Annotated in this window: 23 protein-coding genes and 1 pseudogene; 7 read left to right on the forward strand and 17 right to left on the reverse strand. The window is 67.2% G+C overall.

Going from position 1 to position 21,513, the window contains the following annotated elements; genetic code table 11:
• Positions 1-61 precede the first annotated feature (61 nt).
• The 4 genes from LOC57_RS03100 to LOC57_RS03115 all read left to right on the forward strand — a co-directional run bounded on the left by LOC57_RS03100 (position 62) and on the right by LOC57_RS03115 (position 3,978).
• Positions 62-907, forward strand: a complete 846-nt coding sequence (locus LOC57_RS03100) for an SDR family oxidoreductase (protein ID WP_229958003.1) — start codon at positions 62-64, stop codon at positions 905-907.
• Positions 908-1,024: 117 nt separating this feature from the next.
• A complete protein-coding gene (locus tag LOC57_RS03105) occupies positions 1,025-2,278 on the forward strand; it encodes an acyl-CoA dehydrogenase family protein (RefSeq protein ID WP_229958005.1) in 1,254 nt (417 codons plus the stop codon).
• A 3-nt stretch (positions 2,279-2,281) separates the two neighbouring features.
• Positions 2,282-3,379, forward strand: a complete 1,098-nt coding sequence (locus LOC57_RS03110; protein ID WP_229958007.1) for a phosphotransferase family protein — start codon at positions 2,282-2,284, stop codon at positions 3,377-3,379.
• A gap of 62 nt (positions 3,380-3,441) precedes the next feature.
• Entirely contained in the window at positions 3,442-3,978 is a 537-nt protein-coding gene (locus LOC57_RS03115) for a hypothetical protein (protein WP_229958008.1), read from the forward strand.
• A gap of 3 nt (positions 3,979-3,981) precedes the next feature.
• Here LOC57_RS03115 and LOC57_RS16575 read toward each other — a convergent pair whose 3' ends face one another.
• Both LOC57_RS16575 and LOC57_RS03120 read right to left on the reverse strand, forming a co-directional pair.
• Entirely contained in the window at positions 3,982-4,086 is a 105-nt protein-coding gene (locus LOC57_RS16575; RefSeq protein WP_442860145.1) for an MFS transporter small subunit, read from the reverse strand.
• Positions 4,083-5,489 carry an OFA family MFS transporter gene (locus LOC57_RS03120; protein WP_229958010.1) on the reverse strand — a complete coding sequence of 469 codons (1,407 nt, stop codon included), beginning with the start codon at positions 5,487-5,489 and terminating at the stop codon, positions 4,083-4,085. Before LOC57_RS03120 ends, LOC57_RS16575 begins: the two co-directional genes overlap by 4 nt.
• 333 nt (positions 5,490-5,822) lie before the next feature.
• On the opposite strand from LOC57_RS03120, the gene LOC57_RS16425 reads away from it, so the two are divergent.
• Positions 5,823-7,472 carry a hypothetical protein gene (locus LOC57_RS16425; protein WP_269440247.1) on the forward strand — a complete coding sequence of 550 codons (1,650 nt, stop codon included), beginning with the start codon at positions 5,823-5,825 and terminating at the stop codon, positions 7,470-7,472.
• Between the two features lie 118 nt (positions 7,473-7,590).
• Here the strand turns inward: LOC57_RS16425 and LOC57_RS03140 are convergent.
• The 4 genes and pseudogenes from LOC57_RS03140 to LOC57_RS03155 all read right to left on the reverse strand — a co-directional run.
• Positions 7,591-8,343: pseudogene (locus tag LOC57_RS03140) on the reverse strand (IclR family transcriptional regulator); the annotation flags it as partial.
• A gap of 57 nt (positions 8,344-8,400) precedes the next feature.
• Complete coding sequence (locus LOC57_RS03145; protein WP_229958012.1) at positions 8,401-8,997, reverse strand: dihydrofolate reductase family protein; 597 nt, start codon at positions 8,995-8,997, stop codon at positions 8,401-8,403.
• A 92-nt stretch (positions 8,998-9,089) separates the two neighbouring features.
• On the reverse strand, positions 9,090-9,635 hold the full coding sequence (locus LOC57_RS03150; protein WP_227911822.1) for a thioesterase family protein: 546 nt from the start codon (positions 9,633-9,635) through the stop codon (positions 9,090-9,092).
• Positions 9,636-9,723: 88 nt separating this feature from the next.
• Positions 9,724-10,851 carry an NAD(P)-dependent alcohol dehydrogenase gene (locus tag LOC57_RS03155; protein WP_229958013.1) on the reverse strand — a complete coding sequence of 376 codons (1,128 nt, stop codon included), beginning with the start codon at positions 10,849-10,851 and terminating at the stop codon, positions 9,724-9,726.
• A gap of 78 nt (positions 10,852-10,929) precedes the next feature.
• On the opposite strand from LOC57_RS03155, the gene LOC57_RS03160 reads away from it, so the two are divergent.
• The gene (locus tag LOC57_RS03160; protein ID WP_227911824.1) at positions 10,930-11,226 is read left to right on the forward strand and encodes an EthD family reductase; all 297 of its coding nucleotides are present in this window, start codon (positions 10,930-10,932) and stop codon (positions 11,224-11,226) included.
• Here LOC57_RS03160 and LOC57_RS03165 read toward each other — a convergent pair.
• The 9 genes from LOC57_RS03165 to LOC57_RS03205 form a co-directional block, all read right to left on the reverse strand.
• A complete protein-coding gene (locus LOC57_RS03165; RefSeq protein ID WP_229958015.1) occupies positions 11,223-11,816 on the reverse strand; it encodes a DUF3592 domain-containing protein in 594 nt (197 codons plus the stop codon). The genes LOC57_RS03160 and LOC57_RS03165 overlap by 4 nt on opposite strands.
• Positions 11,817-11,923: 107 nt before the next feature.
• Positions 11,924-12,586 carry a DUF6308 family protein gene (locus LOC57_RS03170; protein WP_227911826.1) on the reverse strand — a complete coding sequence of 221 codons (663 nt, stop codon included), beginning with the start codon at positions 12,584-12,586 and terminating at the stop codon, positions 11,924-11,926.
• 9 nt (positions 12,587-12,595) lie between these two features.
• Entirely contained in the window at positions 12,596-13,639 is a 1,044-nt protein-coding gene (locus LOC57_RS03175; protein ID WP_227911827.1) for a glycine betaine ABC transporter substrate-binding protein, read from the reverse strand.
• Entirely contained in the window at positions 13,639-14,367 is a 729-nt protein-coding gene (locus LOC57_RS03180) for an ABC transporter permease (protein WP_229958017.1), read from the reverse strand. Before LOC57_RS03180 ends, LOC57_RS03175 begins: the two co-directional genes overlap by 1 nt.
• 59 nt (positions 14,368-14,426) lie before the next feature.
• Positions 14,427-15,713 (reverse strand): ABC transporter ATP-binding protein, encoded by a 1,287-nt coding sequence (locus LOC57_RS03185; RefSeq protein ID WP_227911828.1) that lies wholly within the window; start codon positions 15,711-15,713, stop codon positions 14,427-14,429.
• Positions 15,706-16,347: an ABC transporter permease gene (locus LOC57_RS03190; RefSeq protein WP_227911829.1), complete on the reverse strand. Its 642-nt coding sequence runs from the start codon at positions 16,345-16,347 to the stop codon at positions 15,706-15,708. Before LOC57_RS03190 ends, LOC57_RS03185 begins: the two co-directional genes overlap by 8 nt.
• 429 nt (positions 16,348-16,776) lie before the next feature.
• On the reverse strand, positions 16,777-17,493 hold the full coding sequence (locus LOC57_RS03195) for a DUF6308 family protein (protein WP_229958020.1): 717 nt from the start codon (positions 17,491-17,493) through the stop codon (positions 16,777-16,779).
• Between the two features lie 71 nt (positions 17,494-17,564).
• Complete coding sequence (locus LOC57_RS03200; RefSeq protein WP_229958021.1) at positions 17,565-18,140, reverse strand: hypothetical protein; 576 nt, start codon at positions 18,138-18,140, stop codon at positions 17,565-17,567.
• A complete protein-coding gene (locus LOC57_RS03205) occupies positions 18,140-18,943 on the reverse strand; it encodes a hypothetical protein (RefSeq protein WP_229958023.1) in 804 nt (267 codons plus the stop codon). Before LOC57_RS03205 ends, LOC57_RS03200 begins: the two co-directional genes overlap by 1 nt.
• 199 nt (positions 18,944-19,142) lie before the next feature.
• Here LOC57_RS03205 and LOC57_RS03210 point away from each other — a divergent pair, with 199 nt between their 5' ends.
• Entirely contained in the window at positions 19,143-19,697 is a 555-nt protein-coding gene (locus tag LOC57_RS03210; protein WP_227911833.1) for a hypothetical protein, read from the forward strand.
• A gap of 12 nt (positions 19,698-19,709) precedes the next feature.
• Here LOC57_RS03210 and LOC57_RS03215 read toward each other — a convergent pair whose 3' ends face one another.
• Both LOC57_RS03215 and LOC57_RS03220 read right to left on the reverse strand, forming a co-directional pair.
• Positions 19,710-20,171 carry a DoxX family protein gene (locus tag LOC57_RS03215; protein ID WP_227911834.1) on the reverse strand — a complete coding sequence of 154 codons (462 nt, stop codon included), beginning with the start codon at positions 20,169-20,171 and terminating at the stop codon, positions 19,710-19,712.
• A 41-nt stretch (positions 20,172-20,212) separates the two neighbouring features.
• Positions 20,213-21,388: a M20 metallopeptidase family protein gene (locus LOC57_RS03220; RefSeq protein WP_227911835.1), complete on the reverse strand. Its 1,176-nt coding sequence runs from the start codon at positions 21,386-21,388 to the stop codon at positions 20,213-20,215.
• Positions 21,389-21,513 lie beyond the last annotated feature (125 nt).

The following is a 21,513-nucleotide window of genomic DNA, read 5'->3' on the forward strand; positions in this document are numbered from 1 at the left end:
CGGGCCTGCACCAGACTACCCATACCGAGCGGTCGCTCGGTAGTAGGGACAGGCGGAGCATATGACAGAGCAGTCAGCAGCGGACGAGTCAGCGGACCAGGGGCAGTACACGGTGCAGGACCTGCCGGAGCCCGCACCGGCCAACCAATCCCGTCTGGCGGGCAAAACCGCCGTCGTCACCGGTGCGAGCCGGGGCATCGGCCTGGCCATCGCCCGCCGGTTTGCAGCCGAAGGGGCGAAGGTGCTCATCACCGCCCGCAACATCGGCCCGCTCAAGGAGGCCGCCGCGGAGTTCCCGGAGGGCAGCGTCCTGTTCCTGGCCGGCAAGTCCGATGACCCGGACCACCGTGCCGAGGTGCTGGACACCGTGGCCCGGACCTGGGGCACCTTGGACATCCTGGTGAACAACGCCGGCATCAACCCCGTCTACGGCCCGCTGACGGAACTGGACCCGGAGGCCGCCCGCCGCATCCTGGACGTCAACGTGCTGGGCACCTTGGCCTGGGTGCAGGCCCTCTGCGCGCATCCCGCCCTGGACTTCACCGGCCGCGGCGGGTCCGTCCTGAACCTCTCCTCCGTCTCGGCACAGACCCCGGCCCACGGCATCGGCTTCTACGGCATCAGCAAGGCCGCCGTGGAACAGCTCACCCGCACCCTGGCCGTGGAACTGGCCCCCTCCGTGCGGGTCAATGCCATGGCCCCCGCCGTGGTGAAGACCCAGTTCGCCCGGGCACTGTACGAGGGCCGGGAGGAAAAGGTCAGCTCCACCTATCCGCTGAAGCGCCTCGGCACCCCCGAAGACGTGGCCGGCGCCGCCGCTTTCCTGGTCTCCGACGACGCCGCGTGGGTCACCGGGCAGGTCCTGAACCTCGACGGCGGCCTGCTGGTGGCCGGCGGCTCCGCCTAGCCCGCCGCAGTTTCCGCCGCCCGGCAACACCACCGGCCGCCTTCCCCCTCCCCCTTCCCAAGCAGCGCCTCCCCAGCCCCTCCCCCACGCAGCCCGCTCCAGCCAAAGGACCCGCCCATGAGCACCTCATCCCTGCCTCCGGAGATCGAAGACCTGCGCCTGCGCACCCGGGAGTTCATCCGGGGCACGGTGCTGCCCGCCGAACCGCGGCCGGGCGCCGTCGTGCCCGAGGAGATGCTCGCGGACCTGCGCGCCGCCGCGAAGGCCGCCGGCGTGTTCGCGCCGCACGCCCCGCGCGAGTACGGCGGGCAGGGGGTCCCGTTGCAGCACTGGTCCCCCATCTTCCAGGAGGCCGGATATTCGCTGATCGGACCGTCGGCATTGAACTGCATGGCCCCGGATGAGGGCAACATGCACATGCTGCACCTGATCGGCAGCGAGGAGCAGAAGCGCCGCTACCTGGCCCCGCTGGTGGCCGGGGAGGCGCGCTCCTGCTTCGGCATGACCGAGCCGCACCCCGGCGCCGGCTCGGATCCGGCCGCGCTGCGTTCCCGGGCGGAAAAGGTGGACGGCGGCTGGCGGATCACCGGCCATAAACGCTTCACCAGCGGCGCCAACAACGCCTCGTTCTGCATCGCCATGGTGCGCACGGACGCGGTGGACGGCGCACCGGCCGGCGCCACCATGCTGCTGGTGGACATGGACGCCGCCGGGGTGCGGATCGGCGAGCAGCTGCACACCATGGACCGGGCCATCGGCGGCGGGCATCCGCACGTGCACTTCGAGGACGTGTTTGTGCCCGACGGCGCCGTGCTGGGTGCTCCCGGCGAAGGCTTCCGCTACGCGCAGGTTCGGCTGGGTCCGGCCCGGCTGACGCACTGCATGCGCTGGCTCGGGCTCGCCCGGCGGTCACTGGACATCGCCCTGGACCGCACCAACCGCCGGGAAATCTTCGGATCCGTGATGAACGAGCTGGGCCTGGCGCAGGAAATGATTGCCCAGTCCGTGATCGACATTGAAACCTCGGACGCGATCATCACCAAGACCGCCGCCCTGCTCGAAACGGACGCCAAAGCCGGGTCGGCCCTGTCCTCGGTGGCCAAGACCCACACCTCCGAGGCCGTGTACCGGGTGATTGACCGCAGTCTGCAGCTGTGCGGCGGCGACGGCGTCACCGACCGGCTGCCGCTGGCCGCCTACCTCAACGAGGTCCGCGCCTTCCGCATCTATGACGGCTCCAATGAGACGCACAAGTGGGCCATTGCCCGCCGCGCCTCCGCCGCGCGCCGCCGCGAAGTGGAACGCGGCGCACCCTTCCTTGCCGATGTGGCGGAGAACGACGCCGCCTCCCCCGCCGACGCGAAAGCCTGACCCATGCACACCACTCCTGACGGCCGTGAAGTTGTGGCCACCCGCGCCGACGCCGAAGCGCTGGATTCTCCCCCGCTGCTGATCCTGGACGAGGTCACCGCCTTCCTTGACACCCATAATCTGGGGAGCGGCCCGCTGTCGTGGGAACCGATCGGGGACGGGCAGTCCAACATCACCTACCGGATCCGCCGCGGCGCCGAGGACTTTGTGCTCCGCCGCGGGCCCCGCCCGCCGCTGCCGCGTTCCACCCATGACATGGTCCGCGAGGCACGGATCCAGCAGCTGCTGCGGACCCAGGGCGTGCCGGTGCCGGAAATCCTGGCTGTCTGTGCAGACGACTCCGTGCTCGGGGTGCCGTTCTATGTCATGGCCTATCTGGACGGACTGGTGATCACCAACAGCATTCCGGACTCCCTGTCCTCCATGGAGCAACGCCGGGCCACCAGTGAAGCCGTCGTTGACACTCTGGTCCGCATCCATGCCGTAGACGTCAGCAGCGGGGACCTGGCGGCGTTCGGCAAGCCGGACGGCTACCTGCAGCGCCAAGTTGCCCGGTTTTCCGGGCTGTGGGACATCAACACCACCCGCAGCCTGCCCGAGGTGGCCCGGATCGGCGGCTGGCTGGCGGACAACATTCCCGCCAGCTCCGCCGCGGCGGTACTGCACGGGGATTACCGGCCCGGAAACCTGATGTTCGCCCCCTCCGCCCCGGCCCGCGTGATCGCCGTCCTGGACTGGGAAATGTCCGCCATCGGCGATCCGCTCGCAGATCTGGGCTATCTCACCGCCACGTATTCGGAACCGGGCAGTGAATCCACGCCGCTGGAGCTGACCGGCGTCACCCGCAACCCCGGCTACTTCACCCGGGCGGAGGTGATCAACGCGTACCGGGACCGGACGGATCTGGACCTGGAGGCGCTGCCCTGGTACCAGGCCCTGGCACTGTGGAAGGCGTCCATCTTCTGTGAAGCCATCTACACCCGGTGGCTCAAGGGGGAACGGCCCCATGACACGCGCTTCGCGCCGTCGCTGGAGGCGGGAGTGCCGCAGCTGCTGCGCAGCGCTGCCGGGTTCGCCGGCCTGGCCCCGGCGCCGCTGTAGCCCCGGGCGTCATACTCGACGGCCCCAGCCCGGCCCCGGGAGCATCCGGTACCGTGTGTGGCATGAAGAACCTTCCCCGGTCGCTTGCGCTGGCCGCTTTCGTCGGAGCCTTCACGCTGTCCCGTCCGGCCGGCTGGCCCCCTCTGCTGCGCCGGGCCTACATCCTGGTTCCCGGCGCCGCCGTCGGCGCCATGGCCGCCGTGGCGGTCCGAAAGGCAAGCCGGAAAGGGAAGGAACTGGCCGCTGACGGAACCGTTGACCTGGTCACGCCGTTCACCACTGCCGGCGGTGCACAGGAGCCGGGCGCCGCTTCCGCCGTTCCTTCGTATGTGGCCGCCCGCCCCTCCGGTTCCGGGACCGGAGGGACGGAAATGGCGCTTTTGGGCCTGGGCGCCGTCGCCGGGGCAGCAGTCAGCGGAACCACTGCAGTTTCCCTGCTGGTTGACGCGCGCATCGAAACCTGGCTGGTCCGGCGCGGGGCGGCCAAGCCCCGCGTGGCGATGGCAGGGGCGGCAGCACTCTGGTCCCTTGTTATGGACGCGGTAATGGACGGCAAGGACGGCAGGGGCTCCAAGGCGACCCCGGCTGCTCGTCAGTAGGTTTCAGCCGAAGAGCGCCGCGGCACGGGTCAGGGTCTGGAAGACACCGTAGGCCAGGGGAATCCCCACCAGCAGCCAACTCACTGTCACCATGGCTTTGTTGCTCATGCGTGTTCTCCGTCCGGGGTTGCGGTTTGGGCCGCAGCGGGCGGCGCGGACTGCGGTTCGTGGTAGCGGGAGTTCACCGGGGTGACCAGCAGATTCGCAATGAACCCGACTACCAGCAGGCCCACCATGGTCAGCAATGCCGGGATATAAGCGCTGGCGGTCAGCTCACCGGGAGTGCCCTGCGCGTCGAGGAACGAATTGACGATCAGCGGACCGGCAATTCCTGCCGCGGACCAGGCGGTGAGCAGCCTGCCGTGGATGGCTCCCACCTGGTAGGTGCCAAAGAGGTCCCGCAGGTACGCCGGAACCGTGGCGAATCCTCCGCCGTAGAAGGACAGGATCACGAAGGCCAGGGCCACGTAGAGAATGGTGGAGGTGTCTCCGAAGAAGGAGAGCAGGGTGTAGAAAACGGCGCCGCCGCCGAGATAGAGCATGTAGATGCGCTTGCGGCCGATCAGGTCCGAGGTGGCGGACCAGACAAAGCGCCCGCCCATGTTGCCGATCGAAAGCAGGCCCACGAATCCGCCGGCGACGGCGGCGGTCACCAGCGAGGCGCCGTCGGACTGGCGGAAGAAGTCCTGGATCATGGGGGCGGCCTGTTCCAGGATGCCGATGCCGGCCGTCACGTTGCAGAAGAGCACAATCCAGACCAGCCAGAACTGCCGGGTCTTAATGGAGTTCGCCGCCGAAACGTGGTTAGTGGTGACCAGGGACTTCGACGCGACAGTGGCGGGGTCAAAGCCCGCCGGCTTCCAGTCGGCGGCCGGAACCCGGATGGTCGCGGCGCCGTAGAGCATGTAGATCAGGTAAATGGCTGCCAGTGTCAGGAACAGTTTGCCCACGGCGTCACCGCTGGCCACCCAGCCGGGAGTTCCGGACTCCGGATCGTAGAAGGTGAGCAGCGCCGAGGACAGCGGGCTGGCGATCAGCGCTCCGCCGCCAAATCCCATGATCGCCATGCCGGTGGCGAGCCCGGGCCGGTCCGGGAACCACTTGATCAGCGTGGAGACCGGGGAGATATAGCCGATCCCCAGCCCGATGCCGCCGATCACCCCGTATCCCAGGTACAGCAGCCACAGCTGATGGGTGAAGATGCCTGCGGCCCCGACCACGAATCCGCCCACCCAGAACATTGCCGAAACAAACATCGCCTTGCGGGGTCCGTTGGTGTCCACCCAAGTGCCCATCACGGCGGCGGAAAGCCCGAGCATCACAATGGCAATGGAGAAGATGATGCCGATTTGGGTGAGGCTGGCGTCGAAGTAGTCCACCAGGGCCGTCTTGTAGACGCTGGTGGCATACACCTGGCCGATGCACAGGTGGACGGCCAGAGCTGCGGGCGGGATGAGCCAGCGGTTGAAGCCGGGCGGGGCAATGGTGCGGTCACGATCAAGCCAGCTCATGCGGACTCCCTTGTCAGAGGTCGGACGGTGCATCAGGAGTCAGGATGCCCCTCCACGCGCGCCATGTCCCGGTGCGACACGCGTTTTCCCATTAGCGGAGGGAAACATACCGCGCAACCTACTCTTCGGTAACTAATTTCTCGAAATGCTTGCTTTGTTACCGCTGGGTAGCTTAGATGTAACAGACATCACACTAGCCCGGACTGATTTCGTCATGTTGTTTCCACTTCGGTGGGACGGACCCGTCCGGTCGCACCGCGAAGGCTGCGCCTACCGGCGTGCTGCACGCAGCCCAGTCAGTCTCGACAGCATGAAGCAGAAAAAGGATATTCAATGACGAGTTCCACGTCCGGGCGTGCCACTTCCCGCCCCCACACACTCTTAACCGCACTCCTGGCCTTGTTCCTGATCCTCCTTTTGGCCTTCTTTGTGCTGTTCACGGGCAAAGTGTCCGCCGGTGCAACGGAGCTGAGCGACGGCGCTGAGCGCGCCAACACGGGAGCCAGTGACCTGCAGGAAGGCGCGGACAAGGCCAAGGAAGGCGCGGACAAGGTTGCCGCCGGTTCCGAGAAGGTGGATACCGGCGCCAACACGCTGGCCACCGGCATTTCCAGCGCCAAGTCCGGGGTCACCACCCTGAAGGAGGGCGCCACCAGCCTGGATGAAGGAGCAGCGAAGCTCCTCACCGGCGCGGAGGCCGCCAATACCGGCGCCAACAAGCTCGCTGCCGGCGCCACCAGTGCCCGGACAGGCGCAGCTACCTTGGCCACCGGCGCGAACAGTGCCGCCGACGGCGCCAACCAGCTTGCAGCCGGCGCCACCAATGCTCGCGCAGGCTCCGACAAGCTGGCCTCCGGCGCCAACGAGCTCTACACGAAGATGGCCCCGCTCGCTGAGGGCGCACCCGCACTGGCTGCGGGCGCAGAGAAGGCTGCCAACGGCGTTGCACAGCTGGCTCCCGGCTCCGTAAAGGTCAGCGGTGGAGCTCAGGAAATGTGGAAGGCCATTCACGTCAATAAAGGCACAGACGGGAATACTGCCTATACGAATATGCGCGCAGACTTGGCATCCTACGAGCCGTACGCTGCTTCAAGCGGTGCCGCGCAGCTCCGGCAGCTGGCACAGTTGAACACACTTTCCGGAGATCTACTGACAGCGGGCGCGCTCGAGCAAGCCGCTACAAAGATTGAGGGGCTGGAATGGATTGTTGTAGGAATCGACAACGGACTCACCGGCTACAACCCCGGAGTCGATGGTATTCCGTATGATCCTTACACTGCAGACTCCGGCAAACAATACGACCAGGACGGCCTCCTCTACGGCACCGGTGCCATCGCCGAGGGCCTCGCGCAGCTGAATGATCCTGCCGCAGCTCCCGCACTGGCCGCCGGTGCACGCTCAGCCGCTGATGGCATTGCCCAGCTCTACGCAGGTGCCGGAACGCTTTCCGCCGGTGCCACCGAGCTCAACACGGGCCTGAAGACCCTTGAAACCGGCGCAGGCACCCTCGCCCAGGGCAACGGCCAGCTGGCCACCGGTGCAGGCACCCTCTACACCGGCATAGACACACTGGAAACCGGTGCGTACACGCTGGCCGACGGCAACTACAAGATCTACGACGGCACCATCACCCTGGCCGACGGCACCAGCCGCCTGAACACCGGTACCCAGTCCCTGGACGAGGGCGTCACCAAGCTCGACGACGGCGGCAAGACCCTGACGGCAGGCACCAAGGAGCTCAAGACCGGCGCCTCGGACCTGGCTGAAGGCAACGGCAAGCTGGCCGAGGGCAGCAAGACCCTGGCCGACGGCAACGGCAAGATCGCTGACGGCGCCGACACCATGCGGGCCAGCACCACGGCACTGACTCCGGGCGAGATCATGACCTCCCCGAAGATCCTGGCCGTGCTGATCCCGCTGCTGCTCCTGCTGGTTCCGATCGGCATGCTGATCGCCGGCACCCGCCGCAAGTCGCAGTACTAGGCACCACCGCATCACCTCGCACCACTAACGGAAGGGCCGGTACCGCAGCTGCGGTACCGGCCCCAACCCCGTGCCGCCGCCGGGTGGGGGGGGGGGTGGGGGCCCCCCACCCCCCCGCGCGGTTCAGCTCAGCGGAAATCTGCTCCACCGCGCTCTGCAGCGCCGGCACCGCCCGCTCCGCAAAGGCGGCATCCACGCGGGACACCGGTCCGGAGACCGAGACGGCGGCGGGCGTGGGGGCATCGGGCACGGCCATGGCGAAGCAGCGCACCCCCAGCTCCTGTTCCTGCTCGTCCACCGAGTATCCGCGCGCCCGGATCCGGTCCAGGTCCGCCAGCAGCGACTCCGCATTGCCTATGCTGTTCCCGGTGGGGGTGGGCATCCCGGCCCGGGCCACCATACTGCGGACCTTCTCCTCGGGCAGCTGGGCCAGGATGGCCTTGCCAACGCCGGTGTCATGGGTGTGCACCCGGCGGCCCACTTCCGTGAACATCCGCATGGCGTGCGGGGAGGGGACCTGGGCCACGTAAACCACCATGTCGGCGTCGAGCACCGCCATATTGGCGGTCTCCCCCAGCGCGTCCACAAGCTGCTTCAGCTGCGGCATGGCCAGCGCGCCGAGCTGCTGGTTGGCGCCCTCCCCCAGCCGGATCAGCTTCGGGCCCAGCGCGTAGCGGCGGTTGGGCAGCTGCCGCGCGTAGCCCAGGCCCACCAGGGTGCGCAGCAGCCGGTGGATGGTGGGCAGGGGCAGCCCGGCGGACCCGGCGAGTTCACTCAGCGACACGGCCCCGCCCGCATCGGCAATCAGTTCCAACAGTTCGAAAACGCGCTCCACCGACTGCACGCCGGCCCCGGCGGCACGTTCAGCCATTGTTGACCCTTCCGACGATCTGCGGGGAGTTTATCGCATGGTGGAAAAGGGTTCTCGTCAGGAGGAGTCCGCTGCCCGGTGGACCAGGGTCACCGCCAGCGCACCCGAGTCCGTGGTTTCCTTGCGGGTCAGGGCGTAGTCACCCAGATCGGCCGCGCTGTTGAACAGCCGCTTCCCCTCCCCCACCGTGACCGGCAGGATCAGCAGCCGGTAGCCGTCCACCAGCCCGGCGTCGTACAGGGACCGGGCCAGCTGGTAGCTGCCGTGCACCTGGACCTCGCCCGTGCCGTGGGCCTTGATCTCCTGCACGCCCGCCAGCACGTCGCCGCGGATGAGCCGGGTGTTGTTCCAGCCCGGGTCCGTGAGGGTTGCCGAAACCAAGTACTTGGGCATGCGGTTGATGTGGTCGGCCACCAGGTCCAGCGGGTCGAGGGCGTCCTGCCAATAGGGCCAGAGCAGCTCGTAGGTGGTCCGCCCCAGCAGCAGCGCGTCCCCGAAGTGGAACCACTCCGTGGCAATGCGGGCCACCGCGGGGTCCATATGGTTGATCATCCAGCCGCCGCCGGCAAACCCGCCCGATGTGTCCTCGTCGGCACTGCCCGGACCCTGCATCACGCCGTCGAGCGTCAGGAAGGCATTAACTGTCAGTTTCACCGGACACCCCTGTTCTCCCCTGCTGCTTCAAGGTTCTGCCCGGGGTGCGGGGCTGTCAACGGTTTTGCCGGCGGCTGGGCCGCGCCGGCGTTCTACCAGATGTGCGGGGCGGGACGGCGGGTGCTGGGCAGGGCCACGCTGGCCCGCCATTCGCTGATCCACTCGGGCAGGACCAGGTCCGACGGCGGGACGGCGCCCACCTTCTTGAAGATCTCCTCGTTGCTCAGCGGCCCCTTGGCGGAGAGGAAGCGGGCGCCAATCACCGCGCTGGCGTAAATCTCGCCGTCGGCCACCATCCGCTGCTCCAGGTAGATGGCCCGGTCATCAAAACCGATGATCTTGGTTTCAATGCTGTACTGCTGGTTCAGCTGCAGGGACTTGCGGAAGCTGATGGTCTCGTTGTTCACCACCGGGCTCCACTTGTTCTTCTTCATGATGTCCCACATGCCGCTGCGCACCAGCAGGTCAAACCGGCCCAGGTCCATCAGGGACAGGTACATGCCGTTGTTCAGGTGCATGGCAACGTCGATGTCCGTGGGCAGCACCCGCATGGGCACCGAAGAGTTGTCGAAGAAGCCGAGCTTGGAGCGGCGGCGGGCGCGGAAGAGGATCAGCAGTGTGCGCAGAATCAGGTGCATGGCCGCTATATTACCGCTCAGTAACTTGAGGCGGAAGGACTCGTGCGCGGTGCGGCGGGTTGGCCTGAAAAGCAGGTCCGTCGCGGCGTCAGCGCCACGGCTGGACCAGTGCCTTGAGCGTCTCGGGCCGGCGTCCGGCGTCGAGCGCCTCCGCCACCTGCCCAAGGCCGAACAGATCCGTCACCAGCGCATCCAGGTCCACCCTGCCTTCGGCGGCGAGGCTTATGGCCGTGGGCCAGGTGTTCGCGTAGCGGAAGACTCCGGTAACCCAGAGCTCGCGGTTCTGGATCACGCTCACCGGCAGCTCGGCGTCGTCGGCGCCCATGCCCACCAGCACCGCCCGGCCGCCCGGCGCTACCGCCCGGATGCCGGCGCGCACAGCGGAGGGAGCACCGGACGCGTCGATAAACGCGTCCGCCCCCAGCCGGTCCACCGGCTGGGAAGCGTGCAGGGTGTGTGTGGCACCGTGCCCGGCGGCGAAGTCCAGCCGTTCCCGGGAAATGTCACTGACGTAGACGGCGCTGGCCCCGAAGGCCCGCGCCACCTGCGCAATGATGACGCCCACCGGACCGGCCCCGGCCACCAGCAGGCGCTGGCCCGGGCCGATGCCCGCCTTTTGGCAGGCCCAGATTCCCACGGACAGCGGTTCCAGCAGGGCGGCGGCCTCGTCCGAGACGGAGTCCGGGACGGGATGGGCGAAGTCGGCCTCGATCACCACGTATTCGGCGAAGGCGCCGTCCACCGGCGGAGTGGCATAGAACGCCATGTCCGGGCAGAGGTTGTAGCGGCCCTGCTTGCACTGCCCGCATTTACGGCAGGGTTTCTGCGGCTCAATGGAGACCCGCTGCCCAATCCGTTCCGGGTCCACCCCGGGCCCGACGGCGGCGACGGTACCGGACGCCTCGTGCCCGAGCACCAGCGAATCCTCCACCACAAAGGGCCCGATCCGCCCGTGCCGGTAATAGTGCACGTCACTGCCGCAGACGCCGACGGCGGCCACCCGGACCAGCACCTCGCCCGCGCCCGGCTGCGGGACAGGACGTTCCTCGACGGTGAGCGTGTTGGGGTGCTCGGTGCCGGCGGCTGCGGCCGGGTCGTCGGCACCGGGGTCATCGGCACCGGGGTGGGCGGCGGGGACGCGCAGGACCGAGACGCGCATGGTGGCCGGAAGGTCCGGCGTCGGGACGGCGGAAGCGGGGCTGGTGGTAAGCGACATAGACAGGACCCTAGCCCCTGCGGCCGCGGGCCGGAACCACTCGTGCCCGCCGCCGTCGTTCGCGCTACCCTGCCCGGCATGCACACCCTTGTTGTCCTCTACGGCCATCCCCTGGACCATGACGCGTTCCGCCGGCACTACCGGGACGTGCATCTGCCGCTGGTGCGGAACATTCCGGGTATCCGTGCTTTCCGGCAGTCCCAGCGGCTCAGCTCCCCGGAGGGACAGGCTCCGTTCTTCGCGCTGTTCGAGGCGGATTTCGACGACGAGCCGGCCATGCAGGAGGCCATGACCACCGCCGAGGGCCAGCTGGCCAACGCCGACATCCCCAACTTCGCCTCCGGCGGGGTGACGGTGTTTACCTACGCGAGCTAGCTGCCCGCAGCTCCCGATCCGGCGCCCTCGTCAGCAGGTTTCGCCTTTTTCTTCAGGCCCTTGACCAGCGGCACCAGGAAAAGGCAGCTCAAGAGGCCAAAGAACGCAATGATGAAGTAGCCCACGCCAGTAGAAGCCTCCTGGCCCTGCACTACGGCTTCCCCGGGGTTGGACCGCTCATAAAAGACAGTAACGCCGGCACCGCGCAGCTTCTTGGACACCTCGGCTTTGGAACCTTCTTCCTTGCTCCGGTACGGATCCCTGTAGGTCACCGAATGCGTGTGTCCCTTGGTGTCCTGATAGGAAGCGGTGACAACCTTCTTGTCGCCCTTCTTGCGTCGGTGCTCGAAGACCACTTCGGTGACGGTGCCCTGCGTCTGGACACCCGTTGATATCAGCTGATGATCCCGATGGCTGTCGGAGATATCGTCAATGCCGAGAAAGAGGCCCGCAAGCAGCAGCACCAGCCCCACGGCCAGGTCGGTCAGCGGATGGTGCTTGCCCTTGGCGGTCTTGGCGGTCTTGGCACCCTTGGCGGAGGCGCTGCTGCCGTCCTCCCTGGGCAAACCCGGATCGGTGTTAACCGTCATACTAAATCCCCCCGAAATCAGTATTTTTGTCAAAAGTGCGGCAGTTTCTGCCACGTGGGATCCTACCGCCAACCACCGCCGCCCCGGTGCCCTCCGGCTCCCGCGCGTCAGTAGCTGCGCTGCTTGGCGTCCATCCAGAGGATGACGTCCATGGCCCGCAGCGCGGAGATCCGCACCGGCAGGTCCGCCGCGTCCTGGACGGAACCAAGCCGCCGGGCCAGGGCGCCGTCGTCGGCTGTGAGGAGCCGGTGCCACTCTTCCCAGTAGGTCAGCGAAGTATCCAGGTCCGCGGCCCGGGCCAGTACCGGATCCCAGATGGGAATCAGCCGCGGCCGCTTCCGGGCCAGGAGCTTGCTGGTTTTCGCCGCCCCCATCCGCCACTGTCCGCCCGCATAGCCGCGGACCACGTCCCACAGCTGCCAGGCGGCGCTGTCCCGGCCGTACACCCGGATGTAGTCCTGCGGCGGAACATCCGCCATGTCCAGATCCGCCGGGATCTGTTCCAGCAGCTCCGCAACCGGAGCGGCGTAGGTGCCCAGCAAACCCAGGGCGGCCGGGCCCTTGATGTCCTCGCCCAGCAGGGTGACCGCCACCAGGTCATCGGCCGTCAGCCGATTCACGGCGTCGGGCGCGTCTCCCCCGCCGGCCCACGTGTCGAAGAACGCGCCCGTGCGGACGTGCCCGGAGGTCAGTTTCCGCGTGTAATAGCTGCGCAGCAGCCCGGCCGCCTGCTGCACGTTCCTTTGCCCAAGGATTGCCGGTAGATCCACGGAGCCACCTCATTCCGGAGCGGTAATCAGCCCCTTGGATATCATCCAGTCGTACGCCACCTCGGCCGGTTCCTGGCCGTTGACGTCCACCTCCAGGTTCATTTTCCGCAGCTCCTCATCGGTCAGCAGCGGGGTGATCAGCGCAAACACGTCCACCAGCTCCGGATATTCCTCCAGCGCCTTGGTGTTGAAGACCGGAGCACCGTTGTAGGCCGGGAAATAAGCGAGGTCATCCTCGAGCACCGTCAGCCCCAGCGAATCGATGCGCCCGTCCGTGGCGAACACCTCGCCGAAGTTGCATTCCCCGGCGTCGGTGGCCGAATACACGGCACCGGTGTCATAGATGCCGATGTTCCCGTCCGGCACCCCGTCCGGGGAGCCGCGCGGAATGCCGTATTTCTCCAGCATCGGGTTCATGCCGTCCGGGCGGGAGTTGAATTCGGATTCCAGGCAGAAGGTTCGCTCCTGGACAGGCAGGGAGGCAATGTCGGAGATGCTGTCCACCCCCAGCTCCTCGGCGGCTTCGCTGCGGATGGCGAAGGCATACGTGTTGTTCATTGGCGCCGGGTCGCCCCAGGTCAGCCCGTTGGCCAGGTCCGCGTCATGCACCGCCTGCCACATCTCCTGCTTATCCGCTATGCCTTCCGTCTGCCCCAGGTAGGCAATCCAGCCGGTGCCGGTGTACTCCCAGGTCATGTCCGCCTGGCCGGAAACCATCAGTTCGCGGGCCGGCTGGCTGCCGGGAATGTTGGTCAGGTCGGTGACGTCGAACCCGGCAACCTTGGTGGCCAGCACCGAGATCTTGCCCAGGATCAGCTGTTCGGTGAAGTTCTTGCCGGTGACCGTGAGCGGGGCAGGATCCGGCAGGCCCTCGATTGGCTGGATCAGGCCGGGATCGGCCTCGGGCACGTAGGAATCAGCCGGTTGCAGGCCGCAGCCGGAAAGCAGGAGCCCGACGGCGGCGGTACCGGCTGCGGCGGCGCCGGCAGCCCGGCGCAGGTTCGGGCGGCGGCGGGCCGGTTTTGGGCGGGCAGGGTTGTTTGGGCGAACCATCACAGTCCTTTCGGCCGGGCGACGTGTTCCACCAGCCGCCCGATCCAGTCGACCACCAGTGCCAGCAGCGCCACGAGCAGCGCCCCCGCCACCAGCACCTTGTCCAGGTTCAGGTTCACCCCGGTGGTAATGAGGATGCCCAGCCCCCCGCCGTTGACGAACGTGGCCAGGGTGGCGGTACCCACCAGCAGCACCAGGGCGGTGCGCACGCCGGAGAGCATCACCGGCACGGCGAGCGGCAGTTCCAGGCGGAACAGCACCCCGGCGGAACTCATGCCCACCCCGCGGCCGGCCTCCACTATGCGCGGATCCACCTGCTGCAGCCCCACCATGGTGTTGCGCATGACCGGCAGCAGGGCATACACCACCAGCGCGGTAATGGCCGCCCAGAACCCGAAACCGAGCCAGAAGGCCAGCAGCACCAGCAGCCCGATGGCCGGGGCGGCCTGACCGATGTTGGCCACCGCTATCACCGGCCCGGTCAGGCGGCGCAGCGGACCGCGCGTGAGCAGGATGCCCAGCGGAATGGCTACCACCAGCACAATCACGGCGGCGACTCCCGTGAGCAGCAGGTGCTGCACGGTGTACGCCCAGAGGGCTTCCGGTGCCAGGGTGGCCCGCTCGGTGGCGCTCAGCTCCACGGTGGTCAGCCAGAGCATCAGAAGCCCGAAGGCCACCGCAATGCCTGCCAGCTGCAGCAGCAGCGGCCGCCAGGACTGTGGATCCATGCCGGTCTGAGCCTCAACCTGGGTCCGGGCCGTCAGCGGGACCGCCGGCTGGGCCGCGCTCACCGGGACCCCCGCCCGGCGGCGGCACCGGCGTCGTCGACCGTACTGCCGGAACCGTCGGCGCCGTTCCGTGCAATGAGGCCGCTGTTGATCCCCACCGGCGCCCCGGAGGAGCCCAGCTGCGCGGCTTCGTTCGCAGCGGTGATGGCTTCCATGACCGTCTGCACGGTGACCAGGCCCAGGAAACGGTCCCTCGGCCCGGTCACCAGCGCCGCGCCGGTGCTGGAAACCAGCATGGTGTCCAGGGCGTCGTTGAGGGTGGCCTGGTCGCCGATCACCGGAAGCTTCAGGTCCGGAGTGTCCGTGTGCCGGTCCAGCCGGCTGAGCTGGCGGCGGGACAGCCACTGCACCGGCCGGCCGCGCCCGTCCAGGACCACGGCGTTCTGCTGGCCCTCGCCCTGCAGCCGGGAAAGGGTGTCGCTGGCCAGGTCCCCGGCGTTCGCGGTGACCGGCATGGCCAGGTCCACTTCGTTGACGCGGGTCAGGGTGAGCTGCTTCAGGCCCGCGCCGGAGCCGATGAAATTTTCCACGAACTCGTTGGCCGGGTTGGCCAGGATCCGTTCCGGCGAGTCGTACTGCACCAGGTGAGCGCCCTCCTCGAAGATCGCGATCCAGTCCCCCAGCTTCACAGCTTCATCGAAGTCGTGGGTGACGCACACAATGGTTTTGTGCAGCGCCGACTGAATGTGCAGCAGTTCGTCCTGCAGCCGCTGGCGGGTGATCGGGTCCACTGCGCCAAACGGTTCATCCATCAGCAGCACCGGCGGGTCCGCGGCCAGCGCCCGGGCCACGCCCACGCGCTGCTGCTGCCCGCCGGAGAGTTCCTTCGGATACCGGTCCCGGTACGCGGCCGGATCCAGGGAGACCAGTTCCAGCAGCTCGTCCACCCGGGCGCTGATCCGGTCCTTGTCCCAGTTCAGCATTTTGGGTACCACCGCAATGTTCGCGGCCACGGTCATGTGCGGGAACAGTCCACCGGCCTGGATCACGTAGCCGATGCCGCGGCGCAGCTGGTCGCCGTCCATCCCGGTGACGTCCTCGCCGCCCAGGATGATCTGTCCGCTGGTGGGCTCAATCAGCCGGTTGATCATTTTCAGCGTGGTGGTTTTGCCGCAGCCGGAGGGGCCCACCAACATCACGATGCTGCCTTTCGGGATTTCCAGGGTGAGCCCGTCCACGGCCGCTTTCTCCTGGCCCGGGTAACGCTTGGTGACGTCCTCCAAGAGGATGCTGGCTCCGGTGACGGAACCGCCGTCGTTAGCTTGGGGGGATTCTGTCTCAGACACGGATACCTCGCGGGGTTGTGAGCCGGCCCAGGCCGACCAGGAGCAGGTCAAGGATCATGGCCAGCAAAATGACGCCAACCACGCCGACCACCACGGATTCCAGGGAATTGGCACCGCCGAGCCGGGACAGGCCGGAGAAAATGAAGCCGCCCAGGCCCGGACCCAGGGCGTATGCGGCAATGGCGGCAATGCCCATCACCATCTGCGCCGACACACGTACGCCGGCCAGGATGACCGGCCAGGCGAGCGGCAGTTCGATCCGCAGCAGCGTACGCAGCCGGCCCATGCCGATGCCGCGGGCGGATTCGACGACGGCGGGCGACACACCGGCCAGCCCCACCACGGCGTTGCGCAGGACGGGCAGGGTGGCATAGAACGCCACCACGATCACGGCCGGGGTGGCACCGAAACCCACGGGGCCAATCAGCAGGCCGATCAGGGCAAAGGAGGGCAGCGTCAGGCCGACGGCGGAAACGCCGTTGGCCAGCCCGGTCAGGGTCTTGTTCCGGTAAACCAGTGCAGCGATGACCACCGCCAACACAGTGGCCAGGACCAGGCATTGAATAACTAGGCTGAAGTGCTGCCATCCGGCGAACAGGATCTGCGGATACCTGTCCGCCACGAATTCCCACACATCAAGACCTCTTCACTTTGGTACGTATGTTTCTTGTCCAAGCCGCCGCCGGCCCGAAGGCGGCGGGGCGAAAACGAGCAAGCAAACTTACCGTTACCACCCTCACATTAAGCGCCTAAAGGCCCCATAGCGGAACAACGCGGGGCTTTGGCGCCGGTTTCGGGGCCGGGGTTGACGCCGGATGCGGGAGGTGGGTGGAGGGGCGGTGCTGGGAATGAGCGCTGGCGGGCGGTCGGCGGCGGGCTGGCGGGCTCGGCTGGCGCTCCGGTGTGCGGGCACGCGGGCCTGCCGCGACGCTCCGGTTTGGGAAAAATCGACCGGTTTGGGAAATCCCTGCCACTGCATAGCGGCAGGGATTTCCCAAACCGGCAGGAGAATCCCGGAATGGCAGCGGAAACGCCATCCGGTCAGGAACCAGCGGTCCGGAAGCTAGGCGGCGTCACTATCATCGGCTTCGTCGGCTGCCGGCTCCAGAAGCCCTCCGTCAGTTCCGTGCATCCACAGGACAACGTCCATGGCGCGGAGCCGGGAGACGGGGTGCGGGAGGTTGGCCTGCTGCTGGATTGCATCCAACCGGTCCGCCACCAAGCCACCGTCCCGGGTGAGCAGGTCATGCCAATCAGACCACTGGGTGAGCGAGCCTTTCAGCTGGGTCTCTTTCTTAACCACGGAATCCCAGACCGGTATCAGCAGGGGCCGCTTTCGGGCCAGCAGCTTGCTGGTTTTCGTGGACCCCATTTTCCACCGTGCACCCTTGGAACCGCGGATCACCTTCCACAGTTCCCAGGCGGCACTGCCCTCACCGTAAAACCGCTCGTAGTCCTGCGGTTTCACATCGGCCATATCTACATCCGTGGGAATCTGCTCCAGCAGCCGGGTGATCTCCGCAGCATGGGTGTCCAACAACCCCACTACAGCTGGGCCCTTAACCTCCACGCCCAGGAAGGCCAGTGCCAGCAGGTCGTCGGAGGTGACGGCGTTGGCTACTGCCGGCGCGTCGCCGCCGCCTGCCCACGAATCAAAGCGTGCGCCGGTGCGGATTGAACCGGTGATCACCTTCTCCGTGTAGTACCGGCTCAGAAGCTTGGCAGCTTCGCCGGTGCGGTCTTCAGAAAGGATTCCAGGCAATTCCACGACGTTCCCCATTCGGTGGTTTGTTTGTCTAATGACTGGCCCGATAGTACCGACAATGGTGTCCGGCACCCGGCAGGCTGCAGCTAGTCTTCGCTGGGTTCCAGAATCTCGATGACCACGTTCATCCCGCTGTCCGGGTGGTAGCTCCAAGACGCGGCGAACTCATCCCACTCGGCGGTCAGCCGGCCGTCCAGGGACCGGGTGGCATTCATGCGGTTACTGACGCTGTCCGGAATGTCGATGGCATCCAGCACGCAGGTGATGTCGGCGAAATCGGCCCCGTAGGATTCCTTGCCCTCGCTGTCCATCGTCAGGCTTTGCCCCTCGTCTCCGAGTTCGATGCCGGTCGTGTCCTCAACCCCGCAGCTGCTCACCGCGTTGGTCAGTGCCACTGAGGGCTCGGGCTCGGACGAAAAATCGATCTGCGCGAGCAGGAATCCTGCACCCAGGCCCAGCACCAGTCCGGCGCCTGCGAACAACGCGTAGTTGCGCCGCGGAGATACGGGATCGGGCGCTGTCCGGTATGGCTCCATGACGTACGGTGCGGCCGGTGCCGTGTTCACCGGCGCCGCGGGCGGAGGAGGCGGCACCGGCATGCCGCCGTCGGCGACGGGCGGTGTCAGGTTTTCCGGCCCGGGTGTCATAGCGTCTTCCTTCATTACTGCTTCTCCCACTTTCCGCAGCGGCTGGACTTGAAGTCCTGGCCCTCCGAGATGGTCACCGACGGGCGTCCGCCGCCGGGAATGTCGTTTTCGATGATGTCGTCGCCGTTGGAGCCGCTGCGGTAGATGCCCCAGTAACAGCTCGAGCCGACGTCCGTCGTCGTGGTGTAAGTGCCCGCCGCGACGGTCTTTCCCACCGTCCAGGTGCCGTCGGTAATGGTGTTGGCTGCCTTGGTGGCTTCGGCGGAGGTCACCGCGGTTTCGCGCGCCTTCACGGCAGCTTCGGCCGCGGTAACCGCTTCTTCCCGCTCCCCCACCTTCTTCTCCCGGTCATAGACGCCCGCGGAGAGCTTGTTGTAGTCAGCCTTCATGGCGTTGTAGTCGCTCTGGGACTTCTCCAGCCGCGCCTGCCGCTGTTCGGACTCGCCTGCCTTTGCCGCGTATTCGTCGCTGCGCGTCGGATCGGTCAGGAAGTGCCCGCCCACAGCGCCACCGGCCAGCAGTACGACGCCGGCCGCGGCCAGCCAGATCCGCTTGCCTTTCCGCCCGCCCGGGACGCCGGCCGGAGACTGCTTCGCCGCGTTGGCACCCTTCAGGGTCTTGCGCGTCCCGCTGGTCTCCGCCGGTTCGTCCGGCACAGGAGGTGCGGGCGGTGGTGGCGGCATAGTCAGGTCGAAGGCGGGAGCCGCAGGCGCTGCAGGTGCTGCAGGCGCTGCAGGCGCCTCCGGTAGAGGTGCATCGCCCACCGGATCCTCGCCGAGCGTGGTGGAAGGGGCATGGTCCGGTTGGTGCTGCGCCATTGCTGATGTTCTTTTCTACGGAGGGGCCAAAACGGGGCTGCTAATAAGCGCCGTCGGCACCATCCCCTACCTACCATCGGCGCGGCAGGGCGGGTGGTGCACCCCGAGGGGCGTGATGGTGGTCACTCGGTAGGAGGATGCATAAACGCACCGCACAAATCCCTGCTGCCGTGCGCGTCGTCCCCTAGAGTGTCGGTCCATGGACTCACCCCTGTATGCGTACATCCTGATCGGCGCCTCGGCCCTGGGCCTCGGTCCGGTGATGATTGTGATGGGGCTGCGGGCATACACCGGCCGGTGGACGTCGTGGCTGGCTTTGACAGCGCAGTCAACGGCAAAGCATTCCCGCCTGGGGTTCGTGCTGTTCTGGGGCGGGCTAGGGGTCACCGGATGCTTTCTGCTTATCGGATTGCAGGAGATGGGCGTCAGAATTCCCGGTTCGGAGGCCGTCTTCACCACCTTCTGGTGTGTTTGCATCGCCATTGCGGTGATGCACCAGTTCTTCCTCCCGAAATTCCTCCGCCCCGTGCTGCTCCCGCAGTGGTACCGGGACTGGGAAGCGGAACAATTCGAACGGGAGGCGCGCCAGGATAAGCAGCGCCGTGCCCAGCGCCGGCTCCGCCGGGAAAAACGCCGCCTGGCCAAGGAGCAGGGCGCACGCCCGCCCCTAAACGAAACCGATCCCGTGGGAACGCCCTCAATCACCATCGAGGTTGAGGAGAAGGTCATCTGGTCAAAAACCTGGCGTTCCTAGGCCACCCTTGCGTCAGGAGTGCCGAGCGCCGGTTCCCGCCCGCAGGGCCTTCCACGCCCCGGTGGACCACAGTGCCCAGAGCACCAGCGGCGGCTGGAAGAACAGCCGCACCAGCCGGGCCCGGTCCGAGTCCAGCCCGAACGCGTCCGTGTGGGTGACGTACTGGGAAATGTTGCCCGGGAAAATCGCCACAAAGAACAGCGCAGCAGCCAGACCCACGGGCACCCGGCGTTTGCGCAGCAGGATCAGTGCGGCGCCCAGGCTGAGCTCGGCCGCGCCGGAGAGCAGCACCACCGCGTCCTCGTCCAGCGGCACCCAGTCCGGGACCTGGGCCCGGAATTCCTGCCGGGCGACGGTCAGGTGCGAGGTTCCGGCGAACAGCAGGAACGCACCCAGCGCGACGGCGCCGGCGCGCCGGGGTTTCGAGGTAGGCGGGGCGGGGCTGACGACGGCGGCCCGGAGTTTTTCCATCATCCCGCCGAGGCTAGCACCACCGCTGCTGCTCACGGCCGGTCCTAGGTGAGCTGGTTGTAAGCGAGCTGGGCCAGGGCAGCGGCCTGGTCTCCCAGCACCGAGTCATCAAAAACCACCCGCGGGGAATGGTTCCAGGCGGCGGTCACCGGATTGAGCGACGGCGGGGTGGCGCCCAGGAAGATGAAGGTGCCGGGCACTTCGTTCAGGATCAGGGAGAAATCCTCCGAGCCCATGAGCGGGTCCCGGGATTCCTGCACCCGCTCCTCTCCGAAGATTTCCCGCAGCCCGGTGACCGCCTCACGGGTGCGGCCGGCGTCGTTGGTGGTGACGGGATAGCGGATGGTGAAGTCCACCTCGGCAGTGCAGCCGTGCGCGGAGGCGATGCCCTCGGCGAGCGCCTTGGATTCGATGATCACCCGGTCCAGGGATTCCTCGGACAGGGTCCGCACCGAGGCGCCCAGGCTGGCGGTATCGGGGATGACGTTGATGGCCTCGCCGGCGGATAGCTGGGTGACGGTGAGCACCACCGGGTCGAAGGCGGAGAACCGGCGGGTGGTCATGGTCTGCAGCGCAGTGGCGATCTCGGTCAGCGCCGGCACCGGGTCAATGGCGGTTTGCGGCTGGGAGCTGTGCCCGCCGGAGCCCTTGACGGTAATCCGCAGTTCGTTGGCGCCGGCCATCAGCGTGCCCGGCTTGGTCCGGAAAACCCCCAGCGGACCCGGCCGCACATGGATGCCGTACGCCGCCACGGGACGCTGCCCGGCGGCGTCGAGCACGCCTTCCGCGATCATGGCGCTGGCGCCGTCGTGGCCCTCCTCCCCCGGCTGGAACATAAAGACCACGCTGCCGGAGAGGTCTTCCTGCTGGGCGCTGAGCAGCCGGGCCGCGCCGACCAGCCCGGCCACATGCAGATCATGCCCGCAGGCGTGCATGTTGCCGTTGGTGGAGGCATAGTCCAGGTCGGTCAGCTCGGCCACCGGAAGGGCATCCATGTCCCCGCGCAGCAGCACCACCGGTCCGGGTTCGGCGCCGCGCAGCACCGCCACCACGGAGGTGGACTTCATCCCCAGGGTGATTTCCAGATCCAGGCCCTCCAGGGCGGCGAGGATTTTCTCCTGGGTGAGCGGCAGGTCCAGGCCGGTCTCCGGTTCGCGGTGCAGGCTGCGGCGCAGCGCCACCAGCTCCGGAAGAATGGCCTGTGCTTCTTCAACAAACATGCTTTGAGTCCTGTCATCCACGCTGATGCCCGGCCGTCCGTACCCGGTTGCCGCTACCTACGCAGTAAATCACTCCTTGCACTCCAGCACAGCCTTGGGCGGGCAAACCGGGTTCGGTTCCGGTC

The sequence above is a fragment of the Arthrobacter sp. zg-Y750 genome, assembly GCF_020907365.1.
In the GTDB taxonomy this organism is placed as follows: Bacteria; Actinomycetota; Actinomycetes; order Actinomycetales; family Micrococcaceae; genus Arthrobacter_B.